A 22,966-nucleotide genomic window follows, 5' to 3' on the forward strand; every position below is an offset into this window, starting at 1 on the left:
GAAGCGATCCTACCGAGAACGATAGGGTCAGCCTATGGACATGAGCCGGACCATGTCTTGGACCTCTCGCGATGCCCGGCCCTAGCGTCGGTGCCATGGCTCTCGCTACCCGGACGGACCGACGGCCGTCCATGACGCGCATGATCTGGGGCTCCACCGTCGGCAAGAAAACGGTGATGGCCGTGACCGGCCTGATCATGCTCGGCTATCTCGTCGTCCACATGATGGGCAACCTCAAGGTCTTCTTCGGCCCCGACGAGTTCAACGCGTACGGGCAGTGGATCCGCCACATGGGCGAGCCGTTCCTGCACAGTCACTGGGGCCTGTGGACCGCGCGCGTCGTGCTGCTCACAGCCGTCGTCATGCACGGGGTGTCGGCGTACCAGCTCAGCCGCCGCGACCTGAAGGCCCGGCCCGTCCGGTACGCGCACAAGCGGCGCCGCGCGAGCTACGCCACGCGCACCATGCGCTGGGGAGGCGTCATCCTGGGCCTCTTCATCGTCTGGCACATCCTCGACCTGACCACGCTCACCGTCAACGAGCGTGCCTGGGAGGGACATCCGTACGAGAACGTCGTCGCCAGCTTCTCCACCTGGTACGGCAACGTCATCTACATCGTCGCGATGCTGGCCCTCGGCCTGCACATCAGGCACGGATTCTGGAGCGCCGCCCAGACCCTCGGCGTGGGCAACGCCACCCGCGAGCGGATCCTCAAGGGCGCCGCCGGGGCGCTGGCGCTCGTCCTGACCGCGGGCTTCGTCGCCGTACCCGTCGGCGTCATGACCGGAGTGGTGAGCTGACATGACCTACCTCGACCACACGACCGGAGACCCGGTCGCCGACACCAAGGCCCCGGCCGGGCCGATCGCCGAACGCTGGGACCGACGCCGCTTCGAGGCGAAACTCGTCAACCCCGCCAACCGGCGCAAGCACACCGTCATCGTCGTCGGCACCGGCCTGGCCGGCGGCGCGGCGGGCGCCACCCTGGCCGAACAGGGCTACCACGTCGTCCAGTTCTGCTACCAGGACTCGCCCCGCAGGGCCCACTCCATCGCCGCCCAGGGCGGCATCAACGCCGCGAAGAACTACCGCAACGACGGCGACTCCGTGCAGCGGCTCTTCTACGACACCGTCAAGGGCGGCGACTTCCGCGCCCGCGAGTCCAACGTCCACCGGCTCGCCGGGATATCCGTCGAGATCATCGACCAGTGCGTCGCCCAGGGCGTGCCGTTCGCCCGCGAGTACGGCGGACTCCTCGACACCCGGTCCTTCGGCGGCGTCCAGGTCTCCCGCACCTTCTACGCCCGGGGACAGACCGGACAGCAGCTCCTGCTCGGCGCCTACCAGGCCCTGTCGCGGCAGATCGCCGCGGGAGCGGTCGAGATGCACCCGCGCACCGAGATGCTCGATCTGATCGTCGTCGACGGCCGCGCCCGCGGCATCGTCGCCCGCGACCTCGTCACCGGTGAGGTCTCCGCCCACCTCGCGGACGCGGTGGTCCTTGCGACCGGCGGCTACGGCAACGTCTTCTACCTGTCGACCAACGCCATGAACTCCAATGCGACCGCGGTGTGGCGGGCGCACCGGCGCGGCGCCTTCTTCGGCAACCCGTGCTTCACCCAGATCCACCCCACCTGCATACCGCGCACCGGTGACCACCAGTCCAAGCTGACCCTGATGAGCGAGTCGCTGCGCAACGACGGACGCATCTGGGTCCCCAGGGCCAAGGGCGACACCCGCCCCCCGCACGAGATCCCCGAGGACGAGCGCGACTACTACCTGGAGCGCATCTACCCCGCGTTCGGCAACCTCGTCCCGCGTGACATCGCCTCCCGTGCCGCCAAGAACGTCTGCGACGAGGGCCGCGGAGTGGGTCCGGGCGGCCAGGGCGTCTACCTGGACTTCGCCGACGCGATCCGGCGCATGGGCAGGGCGAAGGTCGAGGAGAGGTACGGCAACCTCTTCGAGATGTACGAGCGGATCACCGCGGAGAACCCGTACGAGGTCCCGATGCGCATCTATCCCGCCGTCCACTACACGATGGGCGGCCTGTGGGTGGACTACGACCTCGCGACCACCGTCCCCGGCCTCTTCGCCATCGGCGAGGCCAACTTCTCCGACCACGGCGCCAACCGGCTCGGGGCCTCGGCACTGATGCAGGGGCTCGCCGACGGCTACTTCGTCCTGCCGTCCACCATCAACGACTACCTGGCCCGGGCCCCGCAGGCCGGGCCGCTCGACGCGGACCACCCGGTGGTGGCCGGGACGATCGCCGAGACCGAGGACCGGATCCGCCGCCTCCTCGCTGTCGACGGCGACCGCACCCCCGACTCCTTCCACCGGGAGATCGGTGAACTCATGTGGGAGTACTGCGGGATGGCCCGTACGGACGAGGGCCTGCGCAAGGCACTCGCCCGGATCCCCGGAATCCGCGAGGAGTTCTGGCGCCGGATCAAGGTGCCCGGCACCGGCGAGGAGCTCAACCAGTCGCTCGAGAAGGCCAACCGCATCGTCGACTACCTCGAACTCGCCGAGCTGATGTGCCTCGACGCACTGCACCGCACCGAATCCTGCGGCGGCCACTTCCGCGAGGAGTCCCGGACACCGGACGGCGAGGCCGCCCGCCGGGACGAGGAGTTCTCCTACGTCGCGGCCTGGGAGTTCACCGGGACCGGCACCGCCCCCGTCCTCCACAAGGAGGACCTGGTCTTCGAGTACGTCCACCCCACCCAGCGGAGCTACGCATGAGGCTCAACCTCCGCGTCTGGCGTCAGAGGAACGCCGACGCCCCCGGCGCCATGGTCACCTACTCGGTCGACGGCATCTCCTCCGACATGTCGTTCCTGGAGATGCTCGACACCCTCAACGAAGAACTCATCCTGCGCGGCGACGACCCCATCGCCTTCGACCACGACTGCCGCGAGGGCATCTGCGGGGCCTGCAGCCTGGTCGTCAACGGCGATGCGCACGGCCCGGAGCGCACCACCACCTGCCAGCTCCACATGCGCTCCTTCCACGACGGCGACACCATCGACGTCGAGCCGTGGCGCGCCTCCGCGTTCCCGGTCGTCAAGGACCTCGTGGTGGACCGCTCGGCGTTCGACCGGATCATCCAGGCCGGCGGGTACATCACGGCACCGACGGGCTCCGCGCCCGAGGCGCACGCCACCCCGGTGCCCAAGGCCGCCGCCGACCACGCCTTCGAGCACGCCGAGTGCATCGGCTGCGGGGCCTGTGTGGCCGCCTGCCCCAACGGCTCGGCGATGCTGTTCACCTCGGCGAAGGTCAACCACCTCAACGTGCTGCCGCAGGGCTCGCCGGAACGCGATACTCGGGTGCTCGACATGGTGGCGCAGATGGACGAGGAGGGCTTCGGCGGCTGCACCCTCACGGGGGAGTGCGCCACCGCCTGCCCCAAGGGCATCCCCCTGCCGTCCATCGCCGCCATGAACAAGGAGTGGCTGCGGGCGGCCCGCAAGGTCGAACGCTGACCGTGTCGCGCACGGCCTCGCCGGGGCCGTGGCCCTCCCGGACACGGGAGCGGCCGGCACGGAGACCCGGGTCGCCGGGAATCTCGATGTCACACGGGTTCAACGCTCCCGTCGCGCCGGGATTCCCGGCCAGGCCGCCCAGCGGCCGTCCGACCTGATCCACCGGACCCCTAGGGTGATCCGCATGACACCGACATCCCGGCCGCTGGCCGTCTTCGACCTGGACAACACGCTGGCCGACACCGCCCACCGGCAGCACTTCCTGGACCGCAGGCCGCGCGACTGGAAGGGCTTCTTCGCGGCGGCCCCGGACGACCCGCCGCTGACGGCGGGCGTCCACCTGGTCCTGGACAGCCTGGTCGAGTGCGAGATCGTCTATCTGACCGGCCGGCCCGAGCGGTGCCGACGGGACACCCTTGACTGGCTGGCCCGGCACGGCCTGCCCGAGGGACGCCTGCACATGCGCCGGAACGACGACCGCCGCCCCGCCCGGCAGACCAAGCTGGAGGTACTGCACAGGCTGGGTGGCGGCCGGGAGATACGCATGCTCGTCGACGACGACGAACTCGTGTGCGACGCCGCGGAGAAGGCCGGGTTCCGCGTCGTTCGCGCCCGCTGGGCGACTCCCTCGGAGCAGCTCACGGAGGCCCAGGAGGGCGAGGGCCGTACATGAAAGCTACTCCGAGTCCTCCAGGCGGAAGCCGACCTTGAGCCCCACCTGGTAGTGCTCGATCGCCCCCTCCACGATGTGCCCGCGGATCTGGGTCACTTCGAACCAGTCGAGGCCCCGGAGGGTCTGCGCGGCCCGGGTGATGCCGTTGCGGATGGCCTGGTCCAGTCCGTCGGGCGAGGTGCCCACGATCTCGGTGACCCGATAGGTGTGGTTCGACATGGGAGCCGGTCTCCTCTCGTTCCGTCACTCCACGGTGCAGCAGCCCCGTGCCGGACCGGGTATCGGAGTCCGCCGAACGGGGGAAACCCGCCGTCTTCGGCAGGCCGCGCCCGGCACCGGGCGAGCGACGTCCGCTAAGGCTGTCGGCATGGCACTTCTCCCCCCGCCCCCGACCGACCGGGACACGACGGCCACCGCCCAGGACGACGCCGCACCGAAGGTCCCCGCCGCCCGGCAGCCCGGGACGACCCGGTCGGGCGTCTGGCTGTTCCCGGCGGTGCTCGCCCTCGCCCTGTCGCTGATCATGATCCACCGGCCGCAGCTGTGGGGCGACGAGCTGAACAGCTGGGACGTGGCCTCCCGGAGCATCGGCCAGCTGCTGGCCACGGTGCAGCGGGTGGACGGGGTGCTCGGCGCGTACTACCTGTTCCTGCACGGGTGGACAGCGCTCTTCGGCGACTCCCCGCTGGCCCTGCGGCTGCCCTCGGCACTGGCCATGGCCGGTGCCGCCGCATGCGTGGCACTCATCGGGCAGCGGCTCTTCGACCGCCGCGCAGGTCTCGCCGGCGGTCTGCTGTTCGCCCTGATCCCGGTGGTCAGCCGGTACGGCCAGGAGGCCCGCCCGTACGCCATGGTGGTCTGCGCCGTGGCGCTGGCCACCCTGCTGCTGCTCCGGGCCCTGGACCGCCCGACGAGCCGGCTGCGATGGACCGGCTACGCCCTCTGCGTGGCGGCGGTCGGCCTGCTGCACGTCGTGGCCCTCACCGCGCTGATCGGCCATCTCGTCCCGGTGGTCCTGCAGGCCCGGTCCGGACTACGGGTCCTGTGGGCCTTCAGCCGCGCCGCCCTGGCCGGTGTGGCCTGCACCGTTCCGGTGATCCTGCTCGGCGTGGCCCAGGCCGAGGACCAGATCGCCTGGATCGCCCACCCCGACCTGTGGAGCCTGGTCACCTTCTGGCCGGAGCTGTTCGCCTCCGGCCTGGTCGCCGGAGCGGTCGTCGTCCTGGCCGCACCGGTGTGGCGCAAGCGCCGGGGCAGCGTCCTGTCCGTCACCGCCGCGGCCCTGCTGCCCCCGCTGGTGATCTGGGCCGTGTCGCACGGGGAGATCTCGTACTTCTTCTACCGCTACCTGCTGTTCACCCTGCCCGCATGGGCGGTGCTGGCGGGCGCGGGGCTCGCCGCCGCGAGGTCCCGCGCGGGCATCGCGGCGGGCCTGCTGGCCCTCGCCCTGCTCACCCTGCCCGACCAGCTCCCCATGCGGGAGTCCTACGCCCACAACCCGCAGGACCCGGACTTCGTCAGCGCCGCACGCCTCGTCCGCAAGCACCACGCCCCCGGGGACGCGGTGGTCTACGACCGGGCGGACTGGCGCATGTTCGAAGCCGGCATGCGCTACTACCTGCCCCGCGACCTGAAGATGCGCGACGTGTTCCTCGCGGAGTCGGCCGCCGACCGGCACGGACTCGAGGCGGCCGAGTGCCCCGATCCGGCGGCCTGCCTCGGCGACGAGCAGCGGGTCTGGGTCGTCGTGGACACCCGGCGGGAGAGCTACCCCGACCCGCTGCTGGGGCTGCCCGAGGCCCAGGCGCAGGCCCTGCGCGCGCACTACCAGACCTCCGCGACGCGGCACCTGCCCGGCGTCACCGTGGCCCTGCTCCGCCGCCTCCCGTAGGGGCGCCCGCCGCAGGCGTCCCTCCCTCCTCGGGGACGCCCGCGCGGCGCCCGCCATTCAGCAGCCGCACATCCACGGGCCCCACAGAGGTCATGTCGAATCCAGCCGGCCACGGAAGAAGTGAGGAGCGGCGCGCCAGCGCCACCGATTCCGTCCGGCACAGGAGACCGACATGACCGCGATGCCAGCCATCGACCCGGCCCCGCTCACCGAATCCCGCTACCTGGTGTCGATCGCCCGCGACCAGGCCGATGTGCGCGCCGCGCAGCGGCTGCGCCACGACGTGTTCGCCGGGGAGATGGGCGCCCGCCTCGACGGCCCCGAGCCGGGCATCGACACCGACGCCTTCGACGCGTACTGCGACCACCTCCTGGTCCGCGAAGGGAGCACCGGCCAGGTCGTCGGAACGTACCGGCTGCTGCCGCCGGACCGTGCCAGGGTCGCCGGACGGCTGTACTCCGACGGCGAGTTCGACCTCGGCTCGCTCGGACCGATCCGCGACGACCTCGTCGAGGTCGGCCGCTCCTGCGTCCACCCCGACCACCGCAACGGCGCCGTCATCGCCCTCATCTGGGCCGGCCTCGCCCGTTACATGACCCGCACCGGCCACACCTGGCTCGCCGGCTGCTGCTCCATCCCGCTCGCCGACGGCGGCACCCTCGCCGCCGGCACCTGGGACACCGTGGCGGCCAAGCACCTCGCCCCCGAGGACTACCGGGTCACGCCGCTGCGGCCCTGGAACCACGAGGGCGTCGAGCGGCCCGCGCGCACCGAACTGCCCCCGCTGCTGCGCGGCTACCTGCGGCTCGGCGCCTGGGTGTGCGGGGAGCCCGCCCACGACGTGGACTTCGGTGTCGCCGACCTCTACGTCCTGCTGTCGCTGCGCCGCACCAACCCCCGCTACCTGCGGCACTTCCTCTCCCTGGCGCCGGTGCGATGAGCGGTCCCGTCAGCCTCTGGCTGCCCACCTCGCCGTGCACGCCGGCGCTGTGCGCCCGCCACCCGGGCTCCCCGGAGGGGCCGCTGCGCGCCATGGCCCGGCTGCTCGCCGGGTTCACCGCCGTGCTGGCGGGCGTGGCCCTGTCGCCGGTGGCGCTGCGGCTGCCCGCCGCCACCCGTGAGGGGCTCGCCCGGCTGTGGAGCAGGGCCGTGCTGCGCGCCTTCGGGATCCGCGTCCGTGTCGTGCACGAGGGGTCCGCGGACGACGGACCGGGGGAACGGGCGGCACTTGTCGTCGCCAACCACATCTCCTGGCTGGACGTGCCCCTGCTGGCCTCGGTGCTCCCGGGGCGGATGCTCGCCAAGACCGAGATACGCCGCTGGCCCGTGCTGGGCGCGCTCGCGGCCAGGGGCGGCACGCTCTTCCTCGACCGGGACCGGCTGCGCGCCCTGCCCGTCGCGGTCGCCACCATGGCGCGCGCGCTCGCCTCCGGTTCACGGGTGCTCGTCTTCCCCGAGGGGAGCACCTGGTGCGGACGGGAGCAGGGCCGCTTCCGCAACGCCGCGTTCCAGGCCGCCCTCGACGCCGGAGCGCCCGTCCAGCCGGTACGGCTCACCTACCGCACCCCGGGCGACGGGATCACCGGCGCGGCCGCCTTCGTCGGGGAGGACACCCTCGTCGCCTCGCTGTGGCGGGTCGCGGCGGCCGGCGGGCTGACCGCCGAGATCCGGATCCTTCCCCGGATCCCGGCGGACAGCCACCGGGACCGCCGGTCCCTCGCCGCCGCGGCTCAGTCGGCCGTCGAGAGCGACAGCGCGAACCTCCCGGCCGCGTCGGTCCACCAGTGCCGCAACGTCAGCCCTGCGGCGGCCAGTTCGTCCCTCACCCCGTCCTGACGGAACTTCGCCGAGACCTCGGTCCGCAGCTCCTCGCCCGCCTCGAACGGCACCACCAGATCCAGTTCGGGGATCTTCACGGTCTGTGCGTGCCGGGACCGCAGCCGCATCTCGATCCACTCCCGGTCACGGTCCCAGAGCGCCACGTGCTCGAAGTGGTCCGGGTCGAAGTCGGCGTCCAGTTCGCGGTTGACGACTGCCAGCACGTTCTTGTTGAACTCGGCCGTGACACCGGCCGCGTCGTCGTAGGCCGCCACCAGGGTGGCCTCGTCCTTCACGAGGTCGGTGCCGAGCAGCAGACCGTCGCCGGGTGCGAGCAGCCCCCGTACCGAGCGCAGGAAGACCCTGCGCTCGTCGGGCAGCAGATTGCCGATGGTGCCGCCGAGGAACACCACCAGCCGCGGACCGGGCGTGTCGGGCAGTTCCAGCCCGTGCGTGAAGTCCGCGATGAGCGCGTGCACGGACAGTCCGGGATGCTCGGCCAGCAGCGATTCCGCGGCCGTGGTCAGGGCGCTGTCGCTGACGTCGACCGGCACGTAACTGTGCAGCGAGGGCATGGCGTCGAGCAGATGACGGGTCTTCTCCGAGGAGCCCGAGCCCAGTTCCACCAGGGTCCGCGCCCCGGACAGGGCGGCGATCTCCCCGGCCCGGGCGACCAGGATCTCCCGCTCGGCGCGGGTCGGGTAGTACTCGGGCAGTCGGGTGATCTCCTCGAACAGTTCGCTGCCGCGCGCGTCGTAGAACCACTTCGGCGGCAGCCACTTGGGCGTACTGGTCAGGCCGGTCAGCACGTCCGTGCGCAGAGCGGCGTCCGTGGCGTCTTCGGGCAGGGTGCGGGTCAACCGGAACGGGCTCACTGGGGTGGCTCCTTGAGCGGGGACAGCAGAACGTCGGTGCGGGTGGCCGTGATCAGGGTGCGGTCGGGCACCTCACGCCATCTGGGGTCGTCGTCGTACGGTTCGGAGGCCACCACGGCGCGGTGGCCCGGTTCGGAGAGATGCCACAGGGTGTCCCCCCAGGCGGTCGCGGCGATCGTCTCCCCGTCGGTGAGCAGGAGGTTCAGCCGGGACCCGGGAGCCGCGGCCGCGACCTCCGGCACGGTGTCGGCGAGTACCTGGCCGGGGGCCTCGCCCTCGCGCAGCCGGTGCAGGACCAGTGCCCACACCAGTGCGGAGTCGCAGCGCGACTCCAGCGACAGCAGTTCGGCGGCCGGCAGCGCCGCGGCGAGCGGGGCCATCGAACCCGGCCAGCCCCGCACCGCGCCGTTGTGGCTGAACAGCCACGGGCCCGCTGCGTACGGCGCGGCAGCCGCCTCGCCGTCCGCGCCGGCCTCGGTGGCGTCCCGGACCGCGGCGAGTACCGCGCCGCTGCGCACCACCCTGGCCAGGTCGGCGAACGACAGGTCCGCCCAGACCGGCCCGGCCCGGCGGTAGCGGGCCGGCAGCGGGTCGCCGTCGGCGTACCAGCCCACGCCGAATCCGTCCGCGTTCACCGTCCCGTACCGCTGGTGGCGCGGCGCCCAGGACTGCCGGTACAGGCCGTGCGGAGGTGCGGTCAGCAGGTCTCCCAGCGCCACGGGCGGCCCCGAATAGGCGATATGACGGCACATCAGGCGGCTCCGGCGTCCTGGGCGTCGCGTGCGGTGCGGAACCCGGAGAAGATCTGCCGGCGGACCGGGTAGTCCCAGTTGCGGAACGTCCCGCGACAGGCGACCGGATCCACGGCGAACGACCCGCCCCGCAGCACCTTGTGGTCACTGCCGAAGAACACCTCGGAGTACTCGCGGTAGGGGAAAGGCACGAAGCCCGGGTACGGCAGGAAGTCGCTCGCCGTCCACTCCCATACGTCGCCGATCAACTGCCGTACGCCCAGCGGCGACTGCCCCCGGGGATAGCTGCCCACGGGCGCGGGACGCAGATGCCGCTGGCCGAGATTGGCGTGCTCGGCCGTCGGTTCCCCGTCGCCCCACGGGTAGCGGCGGGAACGGCCGGTCGCCGGGTCGTACCGGGCCGCCTTCTCCCACTCCGTCTCGGTGGGCAGCCGCCGTCCCGCCCAGCGGGCGTAGGCGTCCGCCTCGTACCAGCTCACGTGCAGCACCGGCTCGTCGAGCGGCACCGGTTCGGTGACGCCGAACCGTCTGCGCAGCCACTGGTCGCCCTCCTTGCGCCAGAACAGCGGGGCGACCAGTCCGTGCTCCCGGACGTGCGCCCAGCCCTTCGGCGCCCACCAGCGTTCGTCGCCGTAGCCGCCGTCCTCGATGAAGTGCAGATAGGCGCCGTTGCAGACCGGCACGGTGTCGATGTGGAAGGACGGTACGAGACGGTGGTGCGCGGGCCGTTCGTTGTCCAGTGCCCACGGCTCGTCGCAGGTGCCCATGGTGAACGGGCCGCCGGGGACCAGGACTTCGGCCGGCAGACCGCCCGCATCGGAGGGTGGGGGCGGCGCGGGGGCGGTGAGCACGGCGGGCCCCTTGCGCAGCTGATGGGTGATCAGCATGGTCTCGTCGTGCTGCTGCTCGTGCTGGGCGATCATCCCGAAGGCGAAGCCTCCGTCCAGGAGCGGCGAGCCGTCCAGCGGTGCGTTTTCCAGCACGTCCAGTGCCCGCCCGCGCACTTCGGTGGTGTAGCGGCGGGCCTCCGTGGGCGGCAGCAGCGGCAGCGACGGCCGCTCGGCCCGCGGATGTTCGAACGCGTCGTAGAGGGAGTCGATCTCGGGGCGCATCGCCTCACGCCCGCCGACCCGGCGCAGCAGCCACTGCTCCTCGTGGTTGCCGATGTGGGCGAGGTCCCAGACCAGGGGGGACATCAACGGCGAGTGCTGCGCGGTGAGATCGGCCTCGTCGACACACGAGGTGAGGAGCGCCGTGCGGTCACGTGCGGCGGTCAGTGCGGCGAGCGCGCGGTCCCGGGGGGAGACGGCCTCGGTGCGGTCGTTCATGTGCTCAGTTCCTTCCCGGGGCGGGAACGTGCAGATCGTCGGCGGGACAGCGGCCCCGGGCGACGTGACGGTCGGCGAAGGCGGCCACGGCGTCCCGTACCGCGCCGGGGGCGCCGATCCGGGGGAGCGCGTCGATCGCCGCCTCGAAGCAGACGACGGCGGCCGCGTGCAGATCCGGGTCGGCCAGGCCGAGACGGGCTGCGTTGTGCCACAGGGGATTGCGGGGCGCCGGCAGATCACCGGCGATCTCGGCGAGCGGTTTGACGGCGCGGTAGACGGTCTCGGCCGCCTCCGGGTCGTCGAACAGCGCGACGGTGACGGCCGGCGGCACCATCCACCCGTCGTCGCCCGACTGGGCGTCGATCATGCGGAGTTCCAGGTGACCGCGCGGGCGTACGGGCGGGAACAGCGTGGTCAGGTGGTAGTCGAGATCGCTCCGGGTGGGCGGCCGCGGGCAGCTTCCTGCGGTGCCCGTGGACGTCCCGGTGCGCAGCCAGTCCCGGAAGGTGAGCCCGTCCGGCACGGTCCACGGGCCGGCGCCGTTCCCGCGGATGCACAATACGGGGGTGTCCAGGGCATGGCGGGCCCAGCCGGACCGCGGCTCCTCGTCCAGCGGTGGTGCCAGCGTCCGCACCGGGTCGAGTGCCGCCCAGACGGCCTGGCGCGTCGACCGCCAGCCGGTCGCACACCCTTCGCGGTAGGGGGAGTTGGCGAACGCCGCGACGAGGACGGCGCCCAGCAGGTGAGCGAGGCGCCAGCGCCGGGCGTGCCCCAGCGGGCCCGGCTCCTCGTACCCGGCGTCCAGGCACACCTGCACGGACGCGGAGCTGCACATCATGGACCGCCCGAGCGGCCCGTGCCGGTCCAGATGCTGCTCCATGGCGTCGTAGCGGGGCTCGTGGAGCAGCCGCCGGGGAGGCAGGACGGGGTCGTGACCGAGTCCGGTGAGTGCGAGGTCCATGGGGCGCAGTACGGCCCGGACGGTGTCCAGATCGGCGGAGACGGCGGAGATGACGTCCGTCAGTGAGGGGGCGGGACGCGAGCTGAGCTCCAGCTGTCCGCCCGGTTCCACGGTGAGGGCCGAGCGCAGGGGGACCGCCCGCAGCGCGGTGTAGGCCGACCGCAGACGGTCGTGGGAGACGGGTAGATGGGGCCGGCGGAGGTCGTGCACCAGCCATTCCACTTCCACCCCGACCGTGCGGGGCGGACCCGTCTTGAAGCAGATACATCGCAGCAGTGCCTCCGCCTCCTGCTCGGAGAGCGGCGGCCCGTTGTTCCTGCGGTTCTCAGGTGGCATGGCGGAACCTCCCTAGGAGACCATGGCCGGATCCTGCAGCCGGGGACGCCCCGGGGCAGGGCATCGCCTCCCACCCAATCCCGCACCGCCGGTTCGCACAAGGGTGCCCTTCCGAAGGGAAAAGCCTTTGCCGGAGGGGCGGGCGAACGTCGACGATGGCGGGTGTGAACAAGGGGGAAATGAAATGAGTGCACGGCTGCGACGGATTGCACAACTCACCGTCGAGACCACGCGGGCCGGGCACTACACCACGGGGGACGGCCGGAAGGTGTCCATCGGGGCGGCCGTGCGGGCGGCCGCGGACGCGACCCGGATGTTCGGCCCGGAACCCGTTCCGGTTACGCCGGACCAGGACCGTGAAACCTTCGTGGAGGTCACGGGGGAGAGCAGTACGCAGGCGGCGCACCGGCTGGTCCGCGGTGCGTCCGGACCCGTCGCCGTGCTCAACTTCGCCTCCGCCCGCAATCCGGGCGGCGGCTTCCTGAACGGCGCCCAGGCCCAGGAGGAGGCCCTGTGCCGGTCCTCCGCCCTGTACGAGTGCCTGCTCCGCGTGCCGGAGTTCTACGAGCACCACCGGGCCGACCGCGACGTCCTCTACACCGACCGGGTCATCCACGCCCCGGGCGTCCCGGTGATCCGCGACGACCGCGGCGCGCTCCTCGACGAGCCTTACCAGGTCGGCTTCCTGACCTCGCCCGCCCCGAACGCCGGTGTCATCGCGCGCCGCAGCCCCCAGGACCTGGACCGGGTGCCCGCCGCCCTGGCGTCCCGCGCCGAACGGGTCCTGGAGACCGCCGCCGTCTGCGGCTACCGGCGCCTGGTGCTCGGCGCCTGGGGCTGCGGGGTGTTCCGGAACGAGCCGACGCAGGTCGCCGAGGCGTTCCGGGCCCTGCTGGGGGACGGCGGCCGGTTCGCAGGCCACTTCGACCACATCGTCTTCGGCATCCTGGACCGTACGCCACAGGCCGTCACACGGCGGGCGTTCGAGTCCGTGCTCGGCTCTCAGCTCCACCCGTAGCGCTCCCGACGCCGCCGGGTCACCCGCTCGAAGGGCGACCGCTCCAGGGTGCGCGCCGACGGGAACGCGCCCTGATGGTGCCGCCGCAGCACCCGGTCGCTGACGAGTCGTCGCCACCGTCCGGCCGACGCCGGCGAGCCGGTACCCCGCGAACCCCTGCCGGTCGGACCCGGTTCGCGGCCGTCGTGGTGCGGTTCTCCGGAGGGCCGGGCCGTGAGCGGCCCGCCGCCGGCCTTCCGGGCCGCGATCAGCACCGGCCGGCCGTTGATCCGCAGGGTGCGCCGCCCGTACGGCACGCACGGCCGGAAGACCTCGTCCGGTCGTGGCGTCGTGCTTGGGCCGGGTGTCGGGCTGCTGATTCGTGGTGTCCGGCTCGGTTCGGTTGTCCGGCCGCCGGGTCGTGGTGTCGGGCGTGGATCGGCCGCCCTTCTCGGTTCGGTCGTCCCGCCGGGTGCGGTCGTCCCGCCCGGTTCGGGCGCGTACGCCGTCCGGAGCGGACCGCCCTCAGGCGGGTCCGCCTCGTGCGGCGCCGCAGGTCCGGGCGGGCCCGGCAGATCGCCGAGCCCTCCGAGACCGTCGAGCGGATTCGTCACTCTTGCCACGTTAGAACCTGTACGGCCCATTCCGCAGGGCAGGGCGGCCGATCGGGACCGACGCTTGGATCATGATGCGCTCCGCGGCACGCCGTGCCCTCGTCCGTCTGCTGGCCGCCCTCCTCACGGCCGCGCTGCCCGCCCTCGCCCTCCCGGCGGCACCCGCGGCGGCTCACCCCACGGGCCCGCCGCCCGCCGGACGGACCGTCTCGGCCTGGCTGCCCTACTGGGACCAGGAAGGCGCCTACCAGGACGCACTCCGCCATGCCTCGCAGCTGCACACCGTCAGCCCGTTCTGGTACCAGGCGGTGTCCGCGCGGACCGTGCGGGAGCATCCCGGCGCCGGCGACCGCAGGATCGTCGACGGCCTTCGCGACGTCGGCATCAAGGTCGTGCCCACGGTCATGGAGACCATGGGCGCCGGCGAACTCGCCGCGATCGTCACCCGGCGAGAGGACCGCCGCGCGCACGCCGACGCCCTCCTCGCCCTCGTAGGCGACGGCGGATACGACGGCCTCGACCTGGACTACGAGTCGATCACCCTTCCGGGTGAAGTCGCGACGGCAACGGCACGCGACGGCTACACCGCCCTCGTCACCGACGTCTGCGCCCGGCTCCACGCGCTGCGGAAGACCTGTGTGGTCACGGTCGTCCCGCGGACCGCCACCACCGGCCGCGTCTTCGACTACGCCGCCCTCGGCCGGGTCGCCGACCGCGTCCGGATCATGGCCTACAACCTCCACTGGGCGGGCGGCGACGCGGGACCGCTGTCCAGTCCCGTCTGGTACGACGAGATCCTGCGCAACGCCACGGCACTGATCCCCGCCGACCGTATCGAGACCGGCCTGCCCGCCTACGGCTGGGACTGGGCCGACGGCCGCAGCGGCGGCGCCCGCCACGTCACGTGGAAGGAGGCCGAGACGCTGCGCCTCGCCCACGGTGCGCCGTACCGGCTCGACCCCGGCTCCGCGACGCCGACCTTCGGCTACCGCGACGGGGGCGAGCCGCGCACGGTCTGGTACCAGGACGCAAGGGGCATCGCCGGCCATCTCCCCGTGCTGCGCCGCCACGGGGTCCGGAACACCGTCCTGTGGGCGCTGAACTTCGAGGACCCGGAACTGTGGGGCGTCCTCGCGGAGGGGTGAACGCCCGGGGACGTACGCGACCCGTGGCGCGCACCGCCATAGGGGACGTGCACGGCGGCGGACGCCCGTCGGAAGGAAACCGCTAGACGTCCGCGCCCGTGTGGGGACCGACCGCGTCGGCACCGGAGTGGGACGGCCACTTCTCGAACCAGCGCTGGTCGTCCTCCAGCTGGGCCGCGAGCGAGATCAGCAGTGGTTCGGAGTTGGCCGGGCCGAGCAGCTGGGCGCCGAGGGGAAGGCCGTCCGCGGTGAACCCCGCGGGCACGTTCACACCGGGCCAGCCCAGGACGTTCCACGGCCAGGCGTAGGGGCAGGCGGCGATCATCGCCCGGTCGGTGTTCCAGCCGGACAGCCCGGCCATCGCTCCGATCGGCGGCGGCGGGGTCGCCGTGGTGGGTGCGAGCACCACGTCGTAGCGCTGGAAGATCGCGCCGATCCTTCGGTGCAGCAGGCGCTCGGCGTCGCGCGCCAGGCGCAGCGGGGCGCCGGCCAGCAGGCCGCCGAGCTGGACGGCGCGCCTGGTCCGCGGGTCGAGCAGGGTCGGTTCCGGCACCCGCGCGGCCCATTCGCGCAGCCCCGCGGTGGCCCGTGGGACGAACGCGGGGCCGATCATCCCGTAGCGGGGATCGGCCTCCACGACGTCGTGGCCCAGGGCGGCCAGTCGTTCGGCGAGCCGGATCACCGTGATCCGCACGGACGGTTCGAGCCGTTTGGGTGTGGCGGTGAACGGCATCCGGGTGGAGAGCGCGATGCGCAGGCGTCCCGGGTCCCGGTGCGCCGCGGCCGACGCGTCGACGCTGGGCGGCCGGTGCAGTTCGTCGGGGTGCGATCCGCTCGCCGCGTCGAGCAGCAGTGCCGCGTCGGCGACGGTGCGGGCCAGGACGCCGTTCACGGTGATCCCTTTGAAGGCCTCGGGCTCCGGCCAGGTGGAGATCCGTCCGCGCTGCGGTTTGATGCCGACGAGATGCGTCCAGGCCGCCGGGATCCGGATGGAGCCGGCCCCGTCGGATCCGAGGGCGGCGGGCACGACACCGGCGGCGACCGCGGCGGCCGAGCCGCCCGACGAACCGCCTGGCGTGTGGCCGGTGTTCCAGGGGTTGCGGGTGTCGCCGAAGGCGGGCCCCTCGGTGAACGGCCACTGGCCGAGCTCGGGTGTGTTGGTCTTGCCGACGATCACCGCTCCGGCCGCCTTGAGCCGGCGTACGGCCTCGCTGTCCACCGTCTTGCGGGGGAAGTCACCCGGGCAGCCGAACGCGGTCGGTTCGCCGGCCACGTCCATGTCGTCCTTCACGGCGACCGGCACCCCGAGCAGCGGCAGCCGCACCCCTTCGGCCAGCCGCCGGTCGGCCTCGTCGGCCTCGGCGAGTGCGGCCTCCGTACGGACGACGCGGAAGGCGTTCAGGACGGGCTGCGATGCGGCGATGCGTTCCAGGGTCCGTTCGGTCAACTGCCGTGCGGACACCTCGCCTCGGGCGAGACCGCGGGCGGTCTCGCGCAGGCCTGCCGACCGGGACTCCGACACGGGACCTCCCTGTTACTCGCTGGTAGTACCCAGAGTAACCACACGAGGGGCTGCATGTGGCCGAATCCGCGCGGTTCTCAAATCCAGTCCTCCAGCGAGGACATGAACCCGGAGAAATCGTCCCGGTGGATCGTGTGACCGGCACCGCGGACCGTGCGGACGTCGAACCCGCGCTCCGCGAGCAGGGCCGCCCGGTCCGGCGGGATCAGGAAGCTCGGATCGGACAGCTGCACGAGCGAGGGCACCACGGGGGCCGCCGGCATCGGGTCCCGGCTGTCCGGCACGGACAGGCCGACCGCCGTCTCCGAGTCCCACAGCGCGATGGTGTCCAGCTCGATGTCGATGTCCGAGGAGTCCCAGCGTGGATTCAGTGCCGAGATCCAGGCCCGGTCCGCGGACTTGTACCGGATGAACACCCGGGGATCGAAGCCCCCGTCGGCGTCGAGCGCCCGCCAGGCCGGATCGGAGTACACCGCCCGCCGCGGCCGCAGCCGCTCCACCGCCAGCGACAGGGCGAGCCCGCCCAGGGAGTGCCCGATCGCCAGATCGGCGCCCGTCGGCAGGGTCTCGACCAGATCGTCCGCGAAGTGCTGCACGTCGTACGGGCCGCGGCCGCTGGCGCCGTGACCCCGCAGATCCACGGCGATCACGCGGTAGCCCCGCTCGGCGAGCGCCGGTCCCACCCGCCGCCAGGTGCGATGATCGGCCATCATTCCGTGGACGAGGAAGGCGACGCGGTCCCCCTCGCCCCAGGTCCGGGTGTGCAGGAGCACGTCGACCCCTTTCGTCTCCTCGTCTGCGGCGTCGTGCGACCGGACCGGCACGAGCGCCGGCGGGACGCACAACGTCCCAGGTGAGCACAGTTGTGCGGTACCGATGGATCATCGTGGCAGGTGTCGTCGCCGCAGGGCGTGCATTTCCGGCCAACCACGGGAAATGTGGCGCGGCGGGTCTGGAAGGATTCCGCAGGCGATGAGACAGAGATCCGAGACTTCCGCCGAGCGCCCCGCCCCGACCAGCGCCGACGTCGCACGGCTGGCCGGCGTCTCGCGCGCCACGGTTTCCTACGTCCTCAACAACACCGCCGCCGTACGGATCAGCGAGCCCACCCGCCGCCGCGTCCTGCGGGCCGCCGAGGAACTGGGATACGTCCCGCACGCCGCGGCCCGCGCCCTGCGGGCCGGGCACACCAGGATCGTGCTCCTGCCCACCTCCCATGCCCCGGCCGGACCCCTCTCCAGCCAATTCTTCAAGGACTTCCAGTGGGCCATGCGCCGACTCGACTACACCGTGGTCCAGTACGGAAGCCTGGGGCTCGACGCCGACGAGGCCGCCCGCGCCTGGGCCGAACTGCGCCCCGTCGCCGTCGTCTCGCTCGGAGAGATCCAGCTGACGCCGAACGGCGTCGACGTACTCAAACGTTCCGGCGCGAAAGCCGTGATCACCCTGGGCCCACAGGGCGTGGCGGGCGCGCACAGTGTCGTGCTCGACCAGCGGCGGGTCGGCGGGAACGCCGTCACCCACCTCGTGGAACGTGGCAGACGGCGCATCGGCGTGCTCCTCCCCGAGGAGCCGGGCCTCGACCTGTACGCACTGCCGCGCCTCGAAGGCGCCCGGGAGGCGGCCGCCGCCTGCACGGAGGTCCGGATCGAACCCCTCACCATGGCGTGCACGGAGGCCGCGGCGGCCGCCCTCGCCGCCCGCTGGCGTTCCCTCGGTCTCGACGGGGCCTTCGCCTACAACGACGAGTACGCGGTGCTCCTGCTGAGGGCGCTCCAGGACGAGGGCATCACGGTCCCCGAGGACACGTCCGTCGTCGGCGCCGACGACCTCCTGCTCGGACGGCTCCTCCGTCCACGGCTGTCCACGGTCCGGACCGAGCCGGTCACCGGCCGGTGTCTGGCCGCACTCGTCGACAACGCCGTACGCGACCCGGCCGTCGGCATTCGGACCCCCGGCCCGATGGCCGTCACGGTCGTCCCGCGCGAGTCGAGTTGACGCCCGGGACAACCCGTTGCCCGCCTACGCGCCGTCGTCCCCCAGCCGCGCCGACGCGAGGTGGACGACCGCCGCGCACGGCACGGAACCGTCGGACCGGGTGATCGCCCGCACGTCGGCGAGGAAGGCCGTGCGCAGGCGGCCCACGGTGCCCGGGTCGAGCGGGCCCAGGTCGTACACGGTGGACAGGACGCTCCACACCAGGTCGGGTGCGCCGCTCAGATCGACCCTGACCGTCTCCCACCGGACGGGTCCGAAGCCGGCCGCCCCCAGGATCCCGCCGAGCCCGTTCCTGCCTCCGGCAGACGGGATCTGGGGGTCGGGACGCTCCGTCACCGGGATACATGGGCCTCGGCCCGCCTCGGTCCCCTTGGTCCGGTCAGCCGGCTCTGGACCGTAACGGGCACCCCGGACGTGCTCGAGCCCACGTCAGGCAGCTCTGACAAGACGGCGCGATGTTCGCTGGACCCGTACTCCCAGGGCCGCGCCCTCGGGGACGGCTACGCCCGAGGGGTGAGCCCGGCCGCCCCGTACGCGCGCAGATCCGTCTCGATCCGGGCGGCCGTTTCCTGCAGCGCGGGCAGCACGGTCGCGCGCATGGCGTCGGCGGTGCCGTTGCCCGCGTGCTGTGCGACGTTGATCGCCGCGATCACGCGGCCGTCGCCGTCGCGTACCGGGACGGCCAGGGAGCGCAGCCCCTCCTCCAGTTCTTCTTCCACCAGGGCGTGTCCCTCGGCCGCGATGCGGGCCAGGACGCCGCGGAGCACGTCCCGGGACGTGATGGTGTGCCGGGTCAGTGGCTCCAACTCGCCTGTGGGTACCGGGCGTTCATCCTCCGGCAGGGCAGCCAGCAGGACACGCCCCATGGAGGTCGCGTACGCCGGGAAGCGCGTCCCCACCGTGATGTCGATGCTCATGATGCGCACCGTCGGGACCCGCGCCGCGTACCGGATGTCCGATCCGTCGAGGACCGCGAGGGACGCCGACTCGTGTACCCGGTCGACCAGGGCCACCAGGTGGTGCCGGGCGATGTCCGGGAGGGTGAGGCCCGAGAGCCGCGCGCAGCCCAGTTCCAGTACGCGCGGCAGCAGCCGGAACCGCCCCGCCTCCACGGCCGCGTACCCCAGGCCCGTCAGCGTGAGCAGTGAGCGGCGTGCCGTGGCCCTCGGCTGCCCGGTCGTCTGCGCGACGGCGCTGAGGGTCAGCCCGTCGCCCCGGTCGTCGCCGAGGGCGCGCAGGACGTCCAGGCCGCGTGCCAGCGACTGCAGGAAGCCGGCGCCCAGCTCCTCCTTGGCGGCCCGCACGGGCGAGGCGACGGGGGAGCCGGCGGCGGACACGGGCGGCGGACCGGTACGGGCGGGCGCCCCCGCGCGTACCCTGCCGGCGCCCGCGCCGCCGGGAGCACGCGGCGCCAGGAGTGCCGCGCCGAACGTGTCGGCGGCCTCCCGCAGGCCCGGCAGCACGGAGGCCGCCAGCGAGTCCAGGGTGTGCCGGCTGGTGTGACTGACCACGCTCACCGCGCAGACCACCCGCCCGGCGGCGTCCCGCACTGGCACGGCCACCGCCACCAGTCCCGGTTCGACGAACTGGTCCTCGCCCGCCCAGCCGTCCCGGGCCGCCGCATGCCCGTCGCCGGCGAACAGCGCCGCGGCCGCGCTGTGCCGCCCCGGCACCACGTCTCCGATCCGGTACGCCGGCGCCATGCTGCGCCGCCGGACGGCCTGGAGCACCACCCGCGCCCCGTCCGCGTCCGGCACCGTGACGGCGACCGTCTCGTCGCACAGGTCGGCGAGCCGCTCCACGCCCGGACGCAACGTGGACGGAACGGCACGGGCACGGAACCAGGCGGCCGGCAGTTCCATCGCCTTGGGCGCGTACGACACCGCCCGCCCGTCCCCGTGCACCAGCCCGAGCCGGTCCAGGGTGGACACCACCCGGTCGACGGTGGCCCGCGCCAGCCCTGTCGCCCTGGCCAGGTCGCCGTGGCGGACCGGACCCGCTTCCGCGGCCGGGCCGGACAGCGCGCGCAGGACGGCCAGGCCCCGCTCCAGGGGGCCGACCGGCCGGTCCTGCGACGTCATTCGGTTCCTCCTCGGGCGGGCCGGCGACCACGGCCGTTGACAGTGGGCGGATCCGGGCAGAGACTCGGGCGGCGAGCCAGAAGATGAACGATGGTTCACCAGGCGAACACCATCTGACAGGCAGGAAGGTACCGATGAGCATCCGCGACGTCTACATCGTCGACGCCGTCCGCACCCCGATCGGCAAGTTCGCCGGCGCGCTCGCGGGCGTCCGCCCCGACGACCTCGCCGCGCACGTCGTCCGCGCCCTGGTGGACCGGGCCCCGGACCTCGACCCGGCGCGGATCGACGACGTGGTGTTCGGCGACGCCAACGGCGCGGGGGAGGACAACCGGGACGTCGCCCGGATGGCCGTGCTGCTCGCTGGCCTGCCCACGTCCGTCCCCGGCGTCACCGTCAACCGCCTCTGCGGCTCGGGCCTCGAGGCCGTCGTGCAGGCCGCCCGCGCCATCGCCGTCGGCGACGCCTCGGTCATGATCGCGGGCGGCGTCGAGTCCATGTCCCGGGCGCCCTGGGTGCTCCAGAAGCCCGAACGCGGCTTCCCGGCCGGCCACCAGCAGATGTACTCCACCACCCTCGGCTGGCGTATGACGAACCAGCGGATGCCCGACGAGTGGACCGTCTCGCTCGGCGAGGGCGCCGAACTGATCGCCGACAAGCACGGCATCACCCGCGCACAGCAGGACGCGTTCGCGCTGGACAGCCACCGGAAGGCCGCCCGCGCCTGGGCCGACGGCCTGTACGACGCCGAGGTGGTGCCGTACGCAGGGGTGGACCTCACCCGTGACGAGTGCATCCGCGACAACACCTCCCTGGAGGCACTCGCCAAGTTGAAGCCGTCCTTCCGTACGGAGGGCACGGTCACCGCCGGCAATGCGTCCCCGCTCAACGACGGCGCCGCCGCGCTGCTCCTCGTCGACGAGGAGGGGCTGCGCGCCACCGGCCGCGAGCCGCTGGCCCGTATCCGCACGTCGGCCGTCACCGGCATCGAGCCGCAGCTGTTCGGTCTCGGCCCGGTGGACGCCGTCCAGCGCGCGCTCGCCAAGGCCGGCCGCACCTTCGCGGACCTCACCACCTTCGAACTCAACGAGGCGTTCGCCGCGCAGTCCCTCGGCTGCCTCGCCGAATGGCCGGACCTGGACCCCGCGATCGTCAATCCCCGTGGCGGCGCCATCGCCATCGGCCATCCCCTCGGCGCCTCCGGTGCGCGGTTGGCCGGGGCCGTCGCCCACCAGCTCGCCGCGGCCGGCTCGGGCACGGGCCTGGCGGCGCTGTGCATCGGTGTCGGGCAGGGCATCGCACTGGTCCTCGACCGCTGACGCGCTGCCGGTCGGGCGCCCGACCGGCGCGGCGCCCGGCCGATCCGGTGCCCGGGCGGGCCTACCGGCGGTGCGGACCCATTCGCGCGGCCGGACCTGCTCGCCGGGCTCGGCGGCGTGCCGGACCCGCCGTAAGATGACGGTCTGTCATCACAAGGCGTCATCGGGGGTGTTCCGGAGTACGCATTTCTCGAAGCGCATGCAGCCGCACTCCAGGCAGTCCGCGACGGCCCGGCGCAGCGCCTGCGTCCGGGAGATGTGCGGGTCCGGTTCCGGGAGCTTCCGGGCGGCCGGCTCCCTCCACTGTCGGGTGGCCCCGGCAGTGGCGCTGCCGTCGAGCAGCTGCCCGATCTCGGCCAGGGTGAAGCCGGCGCGCTGCGCCATCCTGATGAGCGCGACCCGGCGCAGTGCCGTCGCGGGCCACACCCGACGGCCCCGTCACGGTGGGCGCCGGGCAGCAGGCCGCGCTCCTCCCAGTACCGCAGCGCCGACGCCCGCACACCGGCCCTCGGGTGCGAGCTCACCGATCCCCGGACCGTTCCACGCCTGACGGACGGGAACACCGGCCGGGCGGACCGGGGAGGGCACCCGGTCTGCCGGCAGGGCTCGCCCGTCGGGTGACGGGCCGGCGTCCGCCCCCTCCGCCCGAAGCCCCGCCGCCGTCGTCCACCGAGCCCGCGGGCCGGCCGGTGTCCGCCCGGCCGGCCCGCCGCGTCGTCACTCGGCCTGCTGTGCCGCCTCCACGGACCTGCGCACCTCGTCCATGTCCAGCGCGCGGGCCTGGCCGATCACGTCCTCCAGCACCGGCTCGGGCAGCGCGCCCGGCTGGGCGAAGACCGCCACACGGTCGCGCACGATCATCAGGGTCGGAATGGAACGGATCTCGAAGGCCGCGGCCAGCTCCGGCTGCGCCTCGGTGTCGACCTTCCCGAACACCAGGTCCTCGTGACGGCCCGACGCCGCCTCGTAGACCGGTGCGAACTGGCGGCACGGGCCGCACCACGAAGCCCAGAAGTCGATCAGCACGAAGTCGTTGTCCGACATCACCTGATCGAAGTTGTCCTTGGTGAGCTCGACGGTTGTCACGTCGTTTCCTTCCTCCCGGCCTTCGTATCGGGCCGCCCCGCACAACCTCGGGGGAGACCGTGGTATTCCACATGCCCTG

The 22,966-nt window shown here is 73.0% G+C and carries 23 protein-coding genes; 11 read left to right on the forward strand and 12 right to left on the reverse strand.

The window, feature by feature from the left end; genetic code table 11:
- The first annotated feature begins 95 nt into the window (after nucleotides 1-95).
- From ACZ4Z5_RS06280 to ACZ4Z5_RS06295, 4 genes are all read left to right on the forward strand, one after another.
- Nucleotides 96-800 carry a succinate dehydrogenase cytochrome b subunit gene (locus ACZ4Z5_RS06280; RefSeq protein WP_468257377.1) on the forward strand — a complete coding sequence of 235 codons (705 nt, stop codon included), beginning with the start codon at nucleotides 96-98 and terminating at the stop codon, nucleotides 798-800.
- A gap of 1 nt (nucleotide 801) precedes the next feature.
- Nucleotides 802-2,748, forward strand: coding sequence for a fumarate reductase/succinate dehydrogenase flavoprotein subunit (locus ACZ4Z5_RS06285; RefSeq protein ID WP_468257380.1), 1,947 nt, complete (start codon nucleotides 802-804; stop codon nucleotides 2,746-2,748).
- On the forward strand, nucleotides 2,745-3,491 hold the full coding sequence (locus ACZ4Z5_RS06290; RefSeq protein WP_468257382.1) for a succinate dehydrogenase/fumarate reductase iron-sulfur subunit: 747 nt from the start codon (nucleotides 2,745-2,747) through the stop codon (nucleotides 3,489-3,491). Before ACZ4Z5_RS06285 ends, ACZ4Z5_RS06290 begins: the two co-directional genes overlap by 4 nt.
- Before the next feature lie 184 nt (nucleotides 3,492-3,675).
- Nucleotides 3,676-4,164: a phosphatase domain-containing protein gene (locus tag ACZ4Z5_RS06295; RefSeq protein WP_468257385.1), complete on the forward strand. Its 489-nt coding sequence runs from the start codon at nucleotides 3,676-3,678 to the stop codon at nucleotides 4,162-4,164.
- 3 nt (nucleotides 4,165-4,167) lie between these two features.
- On the opposite strand, the gene ACZ4Z5_RS06300 is transcribed toward ACZ4Z5_RS06295, so the two are convergent.
- Entirely contained in the window at nucleotides 4,168-4,383 is a 216-nt protein-coding gene (locus tag ACZ4Z5_RS06300; RefSeq protein WP_468257388.1) for a dodecin, read from the reverse strand.
- 148 nt (nucleotides 4,384-4,531) lie between these two features.
- On the opposite strand from ACZ4Z5_RS06300, the gene ACZ4Z5_RS06305 reads away from it, so the two are divergent.
- The 3 genes from ACZ4Z5_RS06305 (at nucleotide 4,532) to ACZ4Z5_RS06315 (ending at nucleotide 7,891) form a co-directional block, all read left to right on the forward strand.
- The gene (locus tag ACZ4Z5_RS06305) at nucleotides 4,532-6,055 is read left to right on the forward strand and encodes a glycosyltransferase family 39 protein (RefSeq protein ID WP_468257390.1); all 1,524 of its coding nucleotides are present in this window, start codon (nucleotides 4,532-4,534) and stop codon (nucleotides 6,053-6,055) included.
- Nucleotides 6,056-6,227: 172 nt separating this feature from the next.
- A complete protein-coding gene (locus ACZ4Z5_RS06310; protein WP_468257393.1) occupies nucleotides 6,228-6,995 on the forward strand; it encodes a GNAT family N-acetyltransferase in 768 nt (255 codons plus the stop codon).
- Nucleotides 6,992-7,891 carry a lysophospholipid acyltransferase family protein gene (locus ACZ4Z5_RS06315; RefSeq protein WP_468257395.1) on the forward strand — a complete coding sequence of 300 codons (900 nt, stop codon included), beginning with the start codon at nucleotides 6,992-6,994 and terminating at the stop codon, nucleotides 7,889-7,891. The genes ACZ4Z5_RS06310 and ACZ4Z5_RS06315 overlap by 4 nt, the downstream gene beginning before the upstream one ends.
- On the opposite strand, the gene egtD is transcribed toward ACZ4Z5_RS06315, so the two are convergent.
- From egtD to egtA, 4 genes are read right to left on the reverse strand one after another with little or no spacing between them, the layout of a single operon-like run.
- Nucleotides 7,786-8,748 carry an L-histidine N(alpha)-methyltransferase gene (gene egtD / locus ACZ4Z5_RS06320; RefSeq protein WP_468257398.1) on the reverse strand — a complete coding sequence of 321 codons (963 nt, stop codon included), beginning with the start codon at nucleotides 8,746-8,748 and terminating at the stop codon, nucleotides 7,786-7,788. The genes ACZ4Z5_RS06315 and egtD overlap by 106 nt on opposite strands.
- Nucleotides 8,745-9,500 (reverse strand): ergothioneine biosynthesis protein EgtC, encoded by a 756-nt coding sequence (egtC, locus tag ACZ4Z5_RS06325; protein WP_468257401.1) that lies wholly within the window; start codon nucleotides 9,498-9,500, stop codon nucleotides 8,745-8,747. Before egtC ends, egtD begins: the two co-directional genes overlap by 4 nt.
- A complete protein-coding gene (egtB, locus tag ACZ4Z5_RS06330; RefSeq protein WP_468257404.1) occupies nucleotides 9,500-10,828 on the reverse strand; it encodes an ergothioneine biosynthesis protein EgtB in 1,329 nt (442 codons plus the stop codon). The genes egtC and egtB overlap by 1 nt, the downstream gene beginning before the upstream one ends.
- A 4-nt stretch (nucleotides 10,829-10,832) precedes the next feature.
- Entirely contained in the window at nucleotides 10,833-12,125 is a 1,293-nt protein-coding gene (gene egtA / locus ACZ4Z5_RS06335) for an ergothioneine biosynthesis glutamate--cysteine ligase EgtA (RefSeq protein ID WP_468257406.1), read from the reverse strand.
- A gap of 184 nt (nucleotides 12,126-12,309) precedes the next feature.
- Between egtA and ACZ4Z5_RS06340 the strand changes: the two genes are divergently transcribed.
- Complete coding sequence (locus ACZ4Z5_RS06340) at nucleotides 12,310-13,143, forward strand: TIGR02452 family protein (protein WP_468257409.1); 834 nt, start codon at nucleotides 12,310-12,312, stop codon at nucleotides 13,141-13,143.
- Here ACZ4Z5_RS06340 and ACZ4Z5_RS06345 read toward each other — a convergent pair.
- A complete protein-coding gene (locus ACZ4Z5_RS06345) occupies nucleotides 13,128-13,439 on the reverse strand; it encodes a type II toxin-antitoxin system PemK/MazF family toxin (protein WP_468257412.1) in 312 nt (103 codons plus the stop codon). The genes ACZ4Z5_RS06340 and ACZ4Z5_RS06345 overlap by 16 nt on opposite strands.
- Before the next feature lie 368 nt (nucleotides 13,440-13,807).
- Here ACZ4Z5_RS06345 and ACZ4Z5_RS06350 point away from each other — a divergent pair, with 368 nt between their 5' ends.
- Nucleotides 13,808-14,881 (forward strand): glycosyl hydrolase family 18 protein, encoded by a 1,074-nt coding sequence (locus ACZ4Z5_RS06350; protein ID WP_468257415.1) that lies wholly within the window; start codon nucleotides 13,808-13,810, stop codon nucleotides 14,879-14,881.
- Between the two features lie 82 nt (nucleotides 14,882-14,963).
- Here the strand turns inward: ACZ4Z5_RS06350 and ACZ4Z5_RS06355 are convergent, their stop codons facing one another.
- Together ACZ4Z5_RS06355 and ACZ4Z5_RS06360 are read right to left on the reverse strand one after the other, a co-directional pair.
- A complete protein-coding gene (locus tag ACZ4Z5_RS06355; protein ID WP_468257417.1) occupies nucleotides 14,964-16,403 on the reverse strand; it encodes an amidase in 1,440 nt (479 codons plus the stop codon).
- A gap of 77 nt (nucleotides 16,404-16,480) precedes the next feature.
- Nucleotides 16,481-17,176 (reverse strand): alpha/beta fold hydrolase, encoded by a 696-nt coding sequence (locus ACZ4Z5_RS06360; protein WP_468257420.1) that lies wholly within the window; start codon nucleotides 17,174-17,176, stop codon nucleotides 16,481-16,483.
- 199 nt (nucleotides 17,177-17,375) lie between these two features.
- On the opposite strand from ACZ4Z5_RS06360, the gene ACZ4Z5_RS06365 reads away from it, so the two are divergent.
- Entirely contained in the window at nucleotides 17,376-18,401 is a 1,026-nt protein-coding gene (locus tag ACZ4Z5_RS06365; protein WP_468257423.1) for a LacI family DNA-binding transcriptional regulator, read from the forward strand.
- A 24-nt stretch (nucleotides 18,402-18,425) separates the two neighbouring features.
- On the opposite strand, the gene ACZ4Z5_RS06370 is transcribed toward ACZ4Z5_RS06365, so the two are convergent.
- Together ACZ4Z5_RS06370 and ACZ4Z5_RS06375 are read right to left on the reverse strand one after the other, a co-directional pair.
- Nucleotides 18,426-18,737 (reverse strand): hypothetical protein, encoded by a 312-nt coding sequence (locus ACZ4Z5_RS06370; RefSeq protein WP_468257425.1) that lies wholly within the window; start codon nucleotides 18,735-18,737, stop codon nucleotides 18,426-18,428.
- A 164-nt stretch (nucleotides 18,738-18,901) separates the two neighbouring features.
- Nucleotides 18,902-20,482, reverse strand: coding sequence for an IclR family transcriptional regulator domain-containing protein (locus ACZ4Z5_RS06375; protein WP_468257428.1), 1,581 nt, complete (start codon nucleotides 20,480-20,482; stop codon nucleotides 18,902-18,904).
- 134 nt (nucleotides 20,483-20,616) lie between these two features.
- On the opposite strand from ACZ4Z5_RS06375, the gene ACZ4Z5_RS06380 reads away from it, so the two are divergent.
- Nucleotides 20,617-21,801, forward strand: a complete 1,185-nt coding sequence (locus ACZ4Z5_RS06380) for a thiolase family protein (protein WP_468257432.1) — start codon at nucleotides 20,617-20,619, stop codon at nucleotides 21,799-21,801.
- A 150-nt stretch (nucleotides 21,802-21,951) separates the two neighbouring features.
- Here the strand turns inward: ACZ4Z5_RS06380 and ACZ4Z5_RS06385 are convergent, their stop codons facing one another.
- Nucleotides 21,952-22,227, reverse strand: coding sequence for a MerR family DNA-binding protein (locus ACZ4Z5_RS06385; RefSeq protein WP_468257435.1), 276 nt, complete (start codon nucleotides 22,225-22,227; stop codon nucleotides 21,952-21,954).
- Between the two features lie 291 nt (nucleotides 22,228-22,518).
- Nucleotides 22,519-22,887: a thioredoxin family protein gene (locus ACZ4Z5_RS06390; RefSeq protein ID WP_468257438.1), complete on the reverse strand. Its 369-nt coding sequence runs from the start codon at nucleotides 22,885-22,887 to the stop codon at nucleotides 22,519-22,521.
- Between the last annotated feature and the right edge of the window lie 79 nt (nucleotides 22,888-22,966).

The sequence above is a fragment of the Streptomyces sp. NPDC030222 genome, assembly GCF_055573115.1.